Source organism: Oceanobacillus sp. E9, from assembly GCF_001741975.1.
Classification (GTDB): Bacteria; Bacillota; Bacilli; order Bacillales; family Amphibacillaceae; genus Oceanobacillus; species Oceanobacillus kimchii.
The window spans coordinates 373,474-386,347 of sequence record NZ_LSNA01000001.1; the positions used below are offsets into that span (position 1 = coordinate 373,474).

13 protein-coding genes are annotated in these 12,874 nt (G+C 35.8%); 5 read left to right on the top strand and 8 right to left on the bottom strand.

Annotation, left to right across the window (positions count from 1 at the left end):
* Nucleotides 1-164 precede the first annotated feature (164 nt).
* Genes AQ616_RS01670 through AQ616_RS01680 form a run of 3 tightly spaced genes read right to left on the bottom strand, consistent with a single transcriptional unit; the run spans nucleotide 165 to nucleotide 3,152 of the window.
* Nucleotides 165-1,661, bottom strand: coding sequence for a sodium:solute symporter family protein (locus tag AQ616_RS01670; protein WP_069684865.1), 1,497 nt, complete (start codon nucleotides 1,659-1,661; stop codon nucleotides 165-167).
* The gene (locus tag AQ616_RS01675; RefSeq protein ID WP_017798476.1) at nucleotides 1,658-1,912 is read right to left on the bottom strand and encodes a hypothetical protein; all 255 of its coding nucleotides are present in this window, start codon (nucleotides 1,910-1,912) and stop codon (nucleotides 1,658-1,660) included. The genes AQ616_RS01670 and AQ616_RS01675 overlap by 4 nt, the downstream gene beginning before the upstream one ends.
* A gap of 40 nt (nucleotides 1,913-1,952) precedes the next feature.
* Nucleotides 1,953-3,152, bottom strand: coding sequence for a CaiB/BaiF CoA transferase family protein (locus AQ616_RS01680; protein WP_017798477.1), 1,200 nt, complete (start codon nucleotides 3,150-3,152; stop codon nucleotides 1,953-1,955).
* A 180-nt stretch (nucleotides 3,153-3,332) separates the two neighbouring features.
* On the opposite strand from AQ616_RS01680, the gene AQ616_RS01685 reads away from it, so the two are divergent.
* Nucleotides 3,333-3,974 (top strand): GntR family transcriptional regulator, encoded by a 642-nt coding sequence (locus tag AQ616_RS01685; protein WP_017798478.1) that lies wholly within the window; start codon nucleotides 3,333-3,335, stop codon nucleotides 3,972-3,974.
* Nucleotides 3,975-4,185: 211 nt separating this feature from the next.
* Nucleotides 4,186-4,563, top strand: a complete 378-nt coding sequence (locus tag AQ616_RS01690; protein ID WP_017798479.1) for a helix-turn-helix domain-containing protein — start codon at nucleotides 4,186-4,188, stop codon at nucleotides 4,561-4,563.
* Between the two features lie 284 nt (nucleotides 4,564-4,847).
* Here the strand turns inward: AQ616_RS01690 and AQ616_RS01695 are convergent, their stop codons facing one another.
* From AQ616_RS01695 to AQ616_RS01705, 3 genes are read right to left on the bottom strand one after another with little or no spacing between them, the layout of a single operon-like run.
* A complete protein-coding gene (locus AQ616_RS01695) occupies nucleotides 4,848-5,195 on the bottom strand; it encodes a YxeA family protein (RefSeq protein WP_017798480.1) in 348 nt (115 codons plus the stop codon).
* Nucleotides 5,196-7,061 (bottom strand): FtsX-like permease family protein, encoded by a 1,866-nt coding sequence (locus tag AQ616_RS01700; protein WP_069684866.1) that lies wholly within the window; start codon nucleotides 7,059-7,061, stop codon nucleotides 5,196-5,198. It lies immediately after the preceding gene.
* Nucleotides 7,048-7,815, bottom strand: a complete 768-nt coding sequence (locus AQ616_RS01705; protein WP_017798482.1) for an ABC transporter ATP-binding protein — start codon at nucleotides 7,813-7,815, stop codon at nucleotides 7,048-7,050. Before AQ616_RS01705 ends, AQ616_RS01700 begins: the two co-directional genes overlap by 14 nt.
* A 195-nt stretch (nucleotides 7,816-8,010) precedes the next feature.
* Here AQ616_RS01705 and AQ616_RS01710 point away from each other — a divergent pair, with 195 nt between their 5' ends.
* On the top strand, nucleotides 8,011-8,739 hold the full coding sequence (locus tag AQ616_RS01710) for a response regulator transcription factor (RefSeq protein WP_069684867.1): 729 nt from the start codon (nucleotides 8,011-8,013) through the stop codon (nucleotides 8,737-8,739).
* 251 nt (nucleotides 8,740-8,990) lie between these two features.
* Nucleotides 8,991-10,370 (top strand): sensor histidine kinase, encoded by a 1,380-nt coding sequence (locus tag AQ616_RS01715; protein ID WP_069684868.1) that lies wholly within the window; start codon nucleotides 8,991-8,993, stop codon nucleotides 10,368-10,370.
* A 104-nt stretch (nucleotides 10,371-10,474) separates the two neighbouring features.
* Here the strand turns inward: AQ616_RS01715 and AQ616_RS01720 are convergent, their stop codons facing one another.
* Entirely contained in the window at nucleotides 10,475-10,864 is a 390-nt protein-coding gene (locus AQ616_RS01720; protein WP_069684869.1) for an RDD family protein, read from the bottom strand.
* A 183-nt stretch (nucleotides 10,865-11,047) separates the two neighbouring features.
* On the opposite strand from AQ616_RS01720, the gene AQ616_RS01725 reads away from it, so the two are divergent.
* The gene (locus AQ616_RS01725) at nucleotides 11,048-11,932 is read left to right on the top strand and encodes a fructose bisphosphate aldolase (protein ID WP_069684870.1); all 885 of its coding nucleotides are present in this window, start codon (nucleotides 11,048-11,050) and stop codon (nucleotides 11,930-11,932) included.
* 474 nt (nucleotides 11,933-12,406) lie between these two features.
* Here the strand turns inward: AQ616_RS01725 and AQ616_RS01730 are convergent, their stop codons facing one another.
* Nucleotides 12,407-12,868, bottom strand: coding sequence for a YehR family lipoprotein (locus AQ616_RS01730; RefSeq protein ID WP_017798487.1), 462 nt, complete (start codon nucleotides 12,866-12,868; stop codon nucleotides 12,407-12,409).
* Nucleotides 12,869-12,874 lie beyond the last annotated feature (6 nt).

Genomic DNA, 12,874 nt, shown 5'->3' on the forward strand with positions numbered 1-12,874 from the left:
CCCTAAAGCATCTAAATTCTTTTGATCTATTTTAAAGTTATCTTTGTATAAGCTGTCATCTATAAAATAATTAACAATTTTACCAATGACTAAGGAATCTGTTCCCAGTTCAATAATTCAATCTAACTCTAACTCAAAAGATATTGGATATTTTATTACTCTTCCTAAGCTAAGTTTATTTCTTCAAGTTCCTCTTCATTCTCATTTGATTTTGAAATAATAAATGAACCAATTACTGCTATTAAAAAGTTCACTCCTAATCCAATAACTCCACCATGTACCCCAAACACTGTGCTGTTTCCAGTTAGTGTAAGAGTACCTGCAATTACTGCTCCGACCAACATACCCCAGAATACAGGTGTTGACGCCATCCTCTTCCAATATAGACCTAATACAAAGGCAGGAAATACTTGAACTAGTAGCTCAAATTTTAATACGAATATTTGATATAATGTTCCAGGAGGGTTCCAAGCAATCATTAATAAAAGAAACACTACAATTATCCCAACAATTTTTCCAACAAGAACTTTTCTCTTTTCGGGTGCATCCGGTCGTATAAATCTACCATATACGTCATTTGAAATTACAGATGAAAAACTTAATAATACAGAGTCCGCTGTAGAAATAATCGCTGCAACGATTGCTCCGAAAAAGATAATCATTACCCAATAAAATAAACCATTAATAGAGGCAATTTGGTTGGCTAGCATTCCTACAATCTGTTCGGATTGGCCATTGGATAAATCAGGAATTAAAGTAATACCCAAAATCCCAATGATAAGGACTAATCCTGTTGTAATTGGAGGCATCCAAGCCATTCTCGCAAAAGACCGTTTTAACGTTCTTTCGCTTTCAGCTGAATATATACGTTGTACCGCATGGGGATATATTGCTGCACCAAAACCTACTAATAAAAGCATGCTCAACCAATTTATTGAGGTCATAAGTTCAGGTACACCAACTTTAACAGGATCTACCTCAGCAATACGTTGAGTAATACTAGCCATATCTCCTCCGGCCAGGTAAAATGCTCCTCCCACAAATATAATTACTCCAATCATTAACACTACACCTTGCATGACATCTGTAAACGCTACTGCTTTCATTCCACCTAACCATTCATAAATCAGCATTACAAGCACAAAAAAAACTACTGCCCATTGATATGGGATCGTTCCGCCTGTTATGCCAGAAACAGCTTGACCAATAGCTACTAATTGCTCTAATAGGTAATTACCTAACCCCCATAACATCAGAAATATCGCAAGTAAGGTTACTTTATTTGATTTAAAACGATATCTAATCCAATCCGTTGGAGTTACAAAATTTCTTTTTTTGGAGATTACATATAATCGTGGCGCAAACAATAAATATACTCCAATAATAATAGTCATAAAAGAAATGGATTGCAGCCAAACAAATCCTGATCTATATGCAGTAGGAGCATAACCAACAATTGTATTCCCACTATACTGTGTTGCATAAAGTGTGAAGAAAAGAGCTATGAAACCTAGATTCTTGCCGGCCAAATAATAATTACTTAAACTATCTTGAAGATTTTTGTTCCCTCGTCCAGAATAATAACCAATGAGGAGCATGATTAAAGCATATAAAGCTAAAATAATAACTCCATCTACTCCAGCAAAAACTAAATCATTCATTCTTCTCCCCCTTTGTCACTCTCCTCTTCATCTTCAACGATGTTCCATTGGTGAATACACAACCAACTTAGGTAAGCACATAATAGTAGAGAAAAAATAACAATGATAAATGCCCAGTACGGTATTCCCAAGATTAAAGGCTTGTATGAACCAACCGAAAAATACCATGGAACATTTCCTAGTAGAATGATTACCATTACAATCCATATCCATTTTTTTCTTATCGGTTCTTTTACGTTTTTTTCACTCAAATTCACCACCCCTTTTTGTAAGCGATTACATAATTTACATTTAAATCACTTTATTGCTTTTATAGATACTTAACTGGTCATCATCGTAATTTAATAACCTTTGATATATGTCTTCATTGTCTTTACCCACTGTCTCTGCACCTACTTTTCTAACTTCGCCCGGTGTCCTGCTTAATTTCGGAACTACTCCAGGCATTGGGAATTTACCTAATTTCGGATGATTTTTTTCAATAATCATCTCCCTTTCTTTATAATGAGGATCCTTTACAATATCTTCTATAGAATAAATTAATCCGGAGGGTACACCATACTCATGTAATAATTCTAAAATAACTTTTGATTCGTTCTCTTTTGTCCATTTTTCAATGATGCTGTCTAATTCATGCTGGTTTTCCCCTCTAGCTATATGTGAATTAAATTTTGGATGGTCACATAGAGAAGAATTTCCCATCGCCTTACAGAGACGCTTAAATACTGAATCCGAATTTGCACCAATTACAATATAAGTCTCATCTTTTGTATAATATATATTGGAAGGTGCTACATTTGGTAGAATATTCCCCATACGTTCTCTAACATAGTTTGCCAAAAGATAATCGGGGACCAAACTTTCCATTACCGAAAAAACAGATTCGTATATTGCCGTGTCTACGATTTGCCCTCTCCCAGAAGTATGCCTTTCATTTAAAGCAGTAAGTATTCCAATAGTTGCAAATAAAGCAGCCAAAGTATCCCCAATAGATATCCCGATTCTAGAAGGCGGTCTATCTGGAAATCCAGTTACATAACGGATTCCTCCCATAGCTTCTCCGACACTACCAAAACCGGCTCTATCTTTATATGGTCCAGTTTGACCGTATCCAGATGTTCTTGCCATTATAATTCTAGGATTTATTTGAGATAGCTCTTCATATGATAAATTCCACTTTTCCATCGTTCCCGGCCTGAAATTCTCAATAATGATGTCTGACTCTTGAACAAGTTCTTTAAAGATCTTTTGTCCTTCTGTTACTCGTAGATTTAAAGTTATCGACTTTTTATTCCTAGACTGAATAGGCCACCAAAGCCCCACATCTTCTTTTTTTCCTCCCCAATCTCTTAAGGGATCCACTTTATCTGGAGCTTCGATTTTTATAACTTCAGCTCCAAAATCTCCTAATAATCTCCCAGAAAAAGGTCCTGCTAAAAGCGTACCTAATTCCAAAACACGTATACCCTTTAATGGCAGATGCTCATCCATTAATTTATTCCTCCTAATCGTTATAATTTTTTAATAATTTTGATTTGAATTAAAATTACATTATTGTATACAATTAGTCAACAGTACTTTAGTTCTATTTTATAAATAGCTTACATATCAATATTTTTATTTGTGGTAATATCAATTATTGTATACAATATATTTAAAAAGGAGATAATTATGAACGTGTATGATGCTATAAAAAATGCCATTTTTAGTGGAGAGTTCAAGCAAGGACAAAGACTAACTGAAACTTATTTAGCTGAGTACTTTAATGTTAGTCGTACACCAATTAGAGAAGCTTTAAAACAATTAATCTCTGAAGGGATAGTACATCCATATAAAAAGAAAGGTATAATTGTAAGAAGTTTTTCTTCTGATGATATCAAAGAAATTTATAATGTAAGAGCATTATTAGAAGGTTACGGTACAGGAGAAGCTGCATTAAATAGAACAGAAGAACAAATCGCTAGAATGGAAGAGAAAAATATAGCTTATAAAGAGGCAATTTATAGTTACAATGCTTCTGATTTAAATATAACTAAAAATATCCAAGAGACGAATCAAGGTTTTCACCATGAGATATTTGTTGCTTCACACAATAATCAAATCTTAGAATTGATTGATAAGGTTGTAGTTGTTCCATTAATCTACAGATCTTTTTATTGGTATAAAGAAGAACACCTATATCAATCATTAGAAGTACATAACACAATTTTAAACTCTATTAAAGATAAAGATATCGATCGTGCAAAATCTGCAATGCAAGAACATATCTATACAGGGAGAGACCATGTATTAAAGAATGTAATTAATAATTAATTGTTGGCTTAATAATGTTTGCCTCACAAAATTTAGTTTTCACCTAGAAAAGATTATAAAAAAAAGGAAAGAGTATTCCATGCTTTGAATTACTGTATGAAGTTTAACCCGATTTACCGACTATCATCCGTTCTATATCTATTGACACTTTTTTCCCATCTTTGCAATAATAAAATATAACTAAAATAATAATGAGTGGGAGATATGTAAAATGGATTTTGATTTACAGCAAGCGAGAACAACCGAGACTATAATGAAAGTACTTCAGAAATACCCTCATAAAATAGAAATAAAACTGGATAATATTTTAATAGATCGCAACATGACACAATTTCAATTACATAAATTAACAGGCATCCGTATGGCAACAATTAGTGAATTTATTAATGGTAAAAAGGGATCTGTGAATTTTGTACACCTCGTAACAATAATGGCAGCGCTTCGCATTACTGATATCTCTGAAATTATTAGTGTGAAGTTTGATAAAGAAGTAGAAGAAGCTTGGAAAGAAGAAATGAGTAATTATGAAGGTCGAGGACTAACAGCGAAACAACAAGAATTGGAAGAAGAAGTTGTAAAAACCATGTAACGCAGAGAAGAGGTTGAGTCTTTATTCAAAAGATAAATGAATTGGGCATAAAAAGTTTTGCATAAAACATGGATTCTAGCTAGAACATGCGCAAGAAATATACGTAGACTCCTTCAAAATCAAAAATCGATTTTCTGCGTGCAATGCAATGCTGTCAAGGTCTTCCTTGTCCTGTGGGAAGAAGGCCTCGGTAAGACCCCGGATTGCGATAGCAACGGAGGCTTACCAGCCGCCCACGGAAAACGAAGTATATTTCTGAAGCGGGATATCATAGCCAATTTACCCTACAATGATTCTCTTGCTTTTCCGGGAATTTGCGTTAATTGCACTTCATCATAAGAAGTTACATGGTTCCCTTTCTTTATATACAATTTCAAGTATGCTCCTTGTTCTAATTCCTTCTGTGCGGAGAACTCCACTTTCACTGCACTACCATTTTCTTTATAAGCAGGTAGTTCGTACCAATACGTTGACATAATCTCACCTGAATCAAGCTTTTCTTCTTCCATATAGGATGGTGCTCCAACTTGCACATAAACATTTTCTTTCCCAAATCTATTAAAGTCAACTGTAGCTAAGATTACCACAGACACTATTAATAAAATTAAAGAGATACCAATGATTTTTTTCATTTACGTAACCTCCTTTCCGCTGATAAGAATGGTTTGCTGAAAACTTCTTACTGTAATGAAATAGTAGATAATATAGATAAACGCATATGCTGCCATCCAAATAGTGACTGGTATCCATAGGTTCATTTGTAAAAGATTCGAGAATGCGATTAGTGCCACTGTTCCATGTAATAGTCCGAGTACAAGTGGGGCAATAAATATGAATCCTATTTGATAGCGGATCGTACGCTTCATTTCTCTTTTTGAGACACCTATTTTATATAAAACAGTGTATTTATCCTTATCATCCTCTGCTTCTGTCATAATTTTAAAGAAGATGACACTTCCAGTAGCCACTAGAAAAACGAGTCCTAAGAAACTACCTACGAATAACATCACTCCTGAACCTTCTAATGAATCCTGATAGTTTTGGACTGCACTAGAAAAATCTACTGTTTCCGATTTTGCTTGGAGCTCTTGTGATAACTCAAGATGTTCCTTATCATTCGTTAATTGCACGGCTTGATAGGTAGATTCATCTGCTTGTAAGTCGGTATATTCTTGTTCATTCATGACGAGCACTGTTCCAGGTATTGTATATATATTAAAGATGGAATCTCCATAAAATTGAGAGACTGTATGTGCTTCATTGTTCAGTGTTACTTCCTCTACCTCTTCAGACCATCGCTCATCGTAAAAAGGATCGACCATCAAAACCTCATCTTCGTCTAATTCCAATGATTCGATATCCCAATCTAACGCTTCTGCCAATCGTTGAAACGCTGTAGTATCAATAACGGTATATTCTCTCTCTATTTCGTTTTCTGTTACACGAATATCTTTCGTATCAATGGAAATAGAATCTTTCACAATTCCTTCATCCAAGTTTTCTTGAGGACCTTGCCACATAAAGCTAAATGGTGTATATTGCTCTACATTTTTATCCGTATTGTAGTATGTTCCAAATACCGCGCCACCTGCAGTAATGGTAGTTGCACTTAGTGTCGCTATGATAGTCAGTGTCTTCGCGTTTCCACGAACTCGATATAATAATTGGGAAGCTGTCATTAAATTTAAGCCCCTCCATGCCCAATGCTTTCTTCCTTTTAATAAATGGAGTACATATACCATGACACTATTAAACAATAGATAAGTTCCGAATACCGTTAGTCCAATAATAACAAGAGGCATCGCAACACCGAGCATTCGCCATGCACTGGATGTCATTAAATCTTGTAATGCTAACCAGTAAGCCACAAATAATGACACTATACCGAATAAAGCTGCAATCAATCTCGCTTTCGGTAATGCTTCTCTTTTATGGGAAGCATGAAACAAGTCTATTAATTTAAATTGATAAATTACGCGATATCCTTGCAGAGACGTAAAGAGAAATATAATCAAGAATACAATGATTGTTTCTACGACTGCACTTGATGAGAATGCAATGCCAATTGAGATATTCAAGCCCATTAATTTCAATAGCAAAGATAATAAAACTTGTGACAAAAAGAAACCGAGTACCACACCGATAATGAGTGAAACTAAACCAATAACGATATTTTCAAAGAATAATAGAAATCCGATAGTGCGTTTTCGAACACCCATTAAGGAGTATAATGCTACTTCTTTTTTTCGTTTTCTCATAAAGAAAGAATTCGAATAGAGAATAAAAATAGCAACAAAAATCATTAGTACAAATGCGGATGCACTCATAATACTACTAATTTGGTTCGATGTTTCTGCCAAACCACTTATATCTTCGCTATGTTTTAACGTTGCGAAGGTAAAAAATATAATGATCGAAAAGATTGTTGAACCAATATATAGTCCGTAGCTTTTCATATTACGACGAATGTTTTTTAGAGCTAGATCAAACAGTGTCATGTCCGTCACCGCCCAATTTTGCTAATTCATCTAATATCATTTGGAAGAATTCTTTTCGTGAATGAGTACCGCGTATCAATTCCTTAGATAATCTTCCATCACTAATAAATAGAATTCTTCTACAGAAACTTGCTGCATATGCATCATGCGTCACCATCATAATTGTCGCTTCTTGCTCAATGTTTAATGTGCTTAAGCTCTCTAGTAAATCAGTAGCTGATTTGGAATCGAGAGCTCCAGTTGGTTCATCAGCAAAAATTAACTTCGGGTTCCCTACTAACGCTCGGCATGATGCTGTTCGTTGTTTTTGTCCACCGGAAATTTGATATGGATATTTTTCCAGAATACTTTCGATACCAAATGCTTTAGCAAGTTCTTCTACTTTTATATTAATCTCTTTCGCAGAAACCTTCGCTATCGCTAACGGTAAAAGAATATTTTCCCGTACGGTTAATGAATCGAGTAAATTGTAATCTTGAAAGATAAAACCGAGATGATCTCTACGGAAATCAGCTAATTGATTTTCTTTCATTTTTGCAATATTATCATTCTCTAAATAAATATCTCCGTTTGATGGGGAGTCAATTGTTGCTAGTACGTTTAATAGCGTCGACTTTCCGGCACCAGAAGGACCCATTATTCCTACAAATTCTCCGTGATCAATTGTAAATGAAATATTTTCTAAAGCTTTAAACGTATTTATACCTTTACCGTAAACCTTTTCCACATTGTTTACTTGTAATAAAGATTCCATTATCCATGCACCTCTTTCGTATACCTTTACTATAGTCCTCCATCCTTAAACAATCTTCACGTCTACCTTACAAAATCCTTAAAAACGTTTTATTCAAGAAAATTCCTGTTAAGATAGAGTTAAGCATTATAGCTAGCACGGACGAATAATAACCACAATAAGTAGTAGATAATAAGAAGGAAAAGGGTGATACGTATGGAAAAACCACGAATTCTTATCGTCGATGATGAACAGGATCTTTGCCAATTAATGAAAACAACGCTCAACAAAGAAGGTTTTTCAGAAATTGAAACAGCAGGCACATTAGAAGAGGGTTGGAACACATTTCAAACATTTGAACCAAATCTTGCTATCTTAGATGTGATGTTGCCTGATGGAGAGGGATTTGATTTGTGTAGACAAATAAGAGAAGTATCACGCATTCCCATTCTTTTCTTATCTGCGAAATCGGATGAAGTGGATAAAATATTAGGACTCGCCATCGGTGGAGATGATTATATTACGAAGCCGTTTAGTCCGAAGGAAATGGCTTATCGTGTTAAAGCACAGCTTCGACGAGCTGGTGTATATACCTTAGATGCGGCTATCGAAAAAGTACCTGCCCAAGGAAAAACTGTAGGACCTTTTGACATAAATGCAGATGAAACCGAAGTAAAAAAAGATAACCATGTACTGGAACTGACCGCTAAGGAAGTTGGTTTAATGGCAACGTTCATGCGGAATCCAAACCAAATTATTAGTAAAGAAACGCTTTTTCGGAACGTCTGGGGTGAAGAATTTTACGGCGCGGATAATACATTAATGGTACATATTCGCAGACTTCGAGAAAAAGTAGAAGACAATCCTTCGAAACCGAGTTATATTCAAACTGTAAAAGGATTAGGCTATCGATTTGCAGCAACAAAGGCGCAAGCGCCCGTTTAGAAATGCAGCGAGTGCGCCCCTGTTTTCAGGGTGCTTGGACGGTCGGTCACGGTGAAGTGACGAAACGATGATGTATTGTATGACGATCTCGTGAAGCCTCCTAGTTTCTAGGCGCTGGAGCTGGACGTAGCCGTTTCTGCCTACGAACGATTGTAATTCCTAGTTTTTATACTTTCTTATCTTTCGAAATAAGCGCGTGCTTTTCCTTGTATGAAGTTTTTTAAATGGAAGTTAGAAAAAGGTGATGTAATATGAAATGGAAACTTACCTTTCGTTATTTGCTATCAATATTAAGTATTGTCTTTATCGTGCTGATTGCCAATACAATTATTCTTTTTGGAATACTTATTTATCAATCCACACAAGGCGGGGTGGAAGATTATGAGTATAGCTCTGGAGAAAATTTTACTCGCTCGTTCTCGCAATACCTTACATTAGAGGAAGGTCAGCCAACTGTCACTGAAGAAGGAGAACATGCATTAGAAGCTTTCGGTGCTTGGCTACAAATTTTAGACGAAAATGGAGAAGTTCTCTCTTCCTATCGCACACCAGATAATATATCCACGCATTATACTCCAATAGAGCTTGTCCATAGGTATAAGTATATGGACAATAATTTTAATACGTATTTTATCGGAGAATTTGAAGCGTACAGTTACTTGATTGGTGTACCGAATTCAAATGAAGAGCGCGCTGTGTTTATGCTCAATCCAACTACACTTCTCACTTATGCATCACAATTTCTCGGCGCAATTATTATTGTCGATTTAATTATTGCAGCTATCGTCGGTTTTCTATTCAGTACCGTCCTTACTAAACCGGTAAATCGGATTATCGAACGGATTAGTGAGTTAAAAGAACGCAAATTCCAGCCAAAGAAACCAAAACGTCCTGGTGTTTTTAAACATGTATTTTCGAACTTAAATGATGTATCTGCGACCTTGCAACAGCATGAGGATGAACGACGCAAACTGGAGAAGATGCGAAACGAATGGATGAGTAATGTTTCCCACGATATTAAAACACCACTTGCTTCCATTCGAGGTTATGCTGAACTTCTTCGTAGTGATGATATATCACCGGATGAACGGTTAGAGTATGCTGAAGTAATTGAGCGCCAATCCTTGTATATGAAAGAATTATTGGATGATTTTAATTTGACAATGCGATTACGGAATCATGAGATGCCGCTACATAAACAAGAAACAAACATGGATCGGTTTGTCCGTGAGCTTGTGATTGATTTATTAAATGATCCACAGCTTGGAAAAGATCAAATTCATTTTCAAAATGACTCACATGATTCTATTTGGAATGTTGACCAGCATTTATGGAAGCGCGCGTTACTGAACTTTATCTATAATGCAATGTTGCATAATGATGAAAATGTAGAAGTACAGGTTCATCTGTCTGACAAGACAATTACAATCCTAGATAATGGTAAAGGTATTGCAAAAGAGGATATCGATCAAATTTTCGAACGTTATTATCGAGGTACCAATACCGAAAACATTCGCGGAACTGGGTTAGGACTTGCGATATCTCGAGATATTATCGAAGCGCATGGTGGAAGTGTAGACTTACACAGTGAAGTCGATAAGGGAACGACCGTTACTATAAGAATGAACTAAAAAGGACTATAGTTGGATTGATTTTGAACTGTGAAATGCCTCGTGTCAAGTAAACAATGTGCGGTTCATTTATCCAACTATAGTTCTCTTATGGTTTGGGCATATTAAACTTCTTTTACTACCGTTTCCGCATACGTATCTTGAGGAAGCACACTACCATCTTTCCCCTCAAATCCTTTACGGTCCCCAAGATATTTAAATGTACTTAAACAATCTCGATAAGCCATTCGTTTGATAATTTGGTTTGGAGTCGGGGCTTGTCCGTCTGTCCCTTCTATTTTTAAGCCTGTTTGTTTATACCCTATTGTTTGCCCACATCTGCGAAGTTGTGCGTATTCTAATCCCCACATGACAACCGTTGGAGTGACCAATGCATGCACAGCTTCACTCTTAATTTTCTTCCGCATTAACTGCTCTACACCAATCGTAACTGCCGTTGAGATAGCTAAGTCAATAAAATACGCTTTCGTTCTTTTTTTCGTTATCGCCTTCATTTTTCCCTACCCCCTTGTAGTTGTTACGTTATGTACGCTTATACATCAAGAATGGTTTCAATATTTTTTAATTCTCGCTATAATCATATAAACATGAATGTTACGATATGTATAGAAAGGTTACTTCAACCTCAATTATTTATATTCAAAATAGGGTATACCTAATATGAAGGAGTGATAGTGATGAACCAAAAGCAATTGGAACAAATGAAAAATAGTAAAGGATTTATCGCAGCACTGGATCAAAGTGGCGGAAGTACACCGAAGGCACCTGCAGCTTATGGAATTCCTGAAAATGCCTACAACAATGAAGATGAAATGTTTGATTTAGTTCATGAAATGCGTACAAGAATCATAACTTCCCCATCGTTCGATTCGGACTTTATTATTGGAGCAATTCTATTTGAACAGACGATGGACCGTGAAATTGAAGGCATGTATACAGGGGATTATCTAGCTGAAAAAAAAGGCATTGTACCTTTTCTAAAAGTGGATAAAGGACTCGCTGAAGAAACGAATGGCGTGCAATTAATGAAACCGATTGATAATTTAGATGAGACGTTACAACGTGCTAATGAACGTAATATATTCGGAACAAAAATGCGTTCCGTAATTAAAAAAGCGAACCCCGAAGCAATCAAAGAAGTCGTAGATCAACAATTCGATATCGGCAAGAAAATTATTGCAGCTGGATTAGTTCCGATTATCGAGCCAGAAGTAGACATTCATAGCGCAGAAAAAGAAAAGTGCGAAGACTTGTTAAAAACAGAAATACTTAACCATCTCGATCAATTAAGTGAAAATCAGAACGTTATGTTAAAATTAACAATTCCAACAAAGAAAAATTTATATAAAGAGCTTATCGACCATCCAAGAGTAGTGCGTGTTGTTGCATTATCAGGCGGCTACTCGACTGATGTCGCAAATGAAAAACTAAAAGAAAACGACGGTTTAATCGCAAGCTTTTCCCGTGCATTGAGCCAGGATTTAAATGCCGATCAATCCGATGAAGCATTTAATATATCTCTACAAAAAGCAGTAAAATCCATTTATGATGCATCTGTGTAAATACGAATAGAGGATAATGAAGTGGATTGTAAAATAGCAGCACCCTAGGCATGTAGGGTACTGCTATTTGTTTGGTTCGGTGCTTATGTTTAACTCCTGTTTATAAGATACAATTTATATTGGGGTTTTAGAGCAGATCTAGTCTATTTACTATAATTTTTGTGATTTGCTTGTAGTTTGGTTGATAGGCACGTTCTATTCACTATAATTTTTGTGGTTTGCTTGTAGTTTGGTTGATAGGCACGTTCTATTCACTATAATTTTTGTGGTTCGCTTGTAGTTTGGTTGATAGGCACGTTCTATCACTACAATTTTTGTGATTTGCTTGTAGTTTGGTTGATAGGCACGTTCTATTCACTATAATTTTTGTGGTTTGGTTGATAAACAAGATTAAACGTTTTAAAAACAATATTCAAACCTAGCTAAAAAACAATCACCTACCTAAATAAGCGACTCAATTACACCACAGAACCATTACTCGACTTTCTTAAATCCCTGTGACTCAATTAATTCTATTGATTTCTCCAAACTAATTCCTTCAGACGGATCTCCTTCAAACATGGAACCTTCTAATTCCGCTATTTCACTTGCATCTGCTTCATTGTAATCTACTGTTACCTTCTCCACTACTTTATCATCTTGGTAATCAATTTCATGGGTTAAGCCATCGACATTTTGATAATCTTCGGCTAACGGTGCTAACAGCTCTTCTGCTTCTTCTTTTGTCGCAACTCCCAATGCCCTGTATTCTATCTCACTTTCTGATACTTGCTTTACAACTTTGTCATCTTCTGCTGTATAGGTGAGTGTAATCAAAATCCCATCTTCTTCAGCCTGATACTTCACCGTTTCTTCACTGTTACAAGCAACTAGAGCGAACATCGCAACAGCGATGAACAACAATCCTGCCATTCGAACCAACAAACGTTTTTCCATTCATTC

Excerpts from the sequence above, each read along its gene's own strand:
- AQ616_RS01670 (WP_069684865.1), bottom strand. The coding sequence starts at position 1,661 with ATGAATGATTTAGTTTTTGCTGGAGTAGATGGAGTTATTATTTTAGCT.
- AQ616_RS01680 (WP_017798477.1), bottom strand. The coding sequence starts at position 3,152 with ATGGATGAGCATCTGCCATTAAAGGGTATACGTGTTTTGGAATTAGGT.
- AQ616_RS01685 (WP_017798478.1), top strand. The coding sequence starts at position 3,333 with ATGAACGTGTATGATGCTATAAAAAATGCCATTTTTAGTGGAGAGTTC.
- AQ616_RS01690 (WP_017798479.1), top strand. The coding sequence starts at position 4,186 with ATGGATTTTGATTTACAGCAAGCGAGAACAACCGAGACTATAATGAAA.
- AQ616_RS01695 (WP_017798480.1), bottom strand. The coding sequence starts at position 5,195 with ATGAAAAAAATCATTGGTATCTCTTTAATTTTATTAATAGTGTCTGTG.
- AQ616_RS01700 (WP_069684866.1), bottom strand. The coding sequence starts at position 7,061 with ATGACACTGTTTGATCTAGCTCTAAAAAACATTCGTCGTAATATGAAA.
- AQ616_RS01705 (WP_017798482.1), bottom strand. The coding sequence starts at position 7,815 with ATGGAATCTTTATTACAAGTAAACAATGTGGAAAAGGTTTACGGTAAA.
- AQ616_RS01710 (WP_069684867.1), top strand. The coding sequence starts at position 8,011 with ATGGAAAAACCACGAATTCTTATCGTCGATGATGAACAGGATCTTTGC.
- AQ616_RS01715 (WP_069684868.1), top strand. The coding sequence starts at position 8,991 with ATGAAATGGAAACTTACCTTTCGTTATTTGCTATCAATATTAAGTATT.
- AQ616_RS01720 (WP_069684869.1), bottom strand. The coding sequence starts at position 10,864 with ATGAAGGCGATAACGAAAAAAAGAACGAAAGCGTATTTTATTGACTTA.
- AQ616_RS01725 (WP_069684870.1), top strand. The coding sequence starts at position 11,048 with ATGAACCAAAAGCAATTGGAACAAATGAAAAATAGTAAAGGATTTATC.
- AQ616_RS01730 (WP_017798487.1), bottom strand. The coding sequence starts at position 12,868 with ATGGAAAAACGTTTGTTGGTTCGAATGGCAGGATTGTTGTTCATCGCT.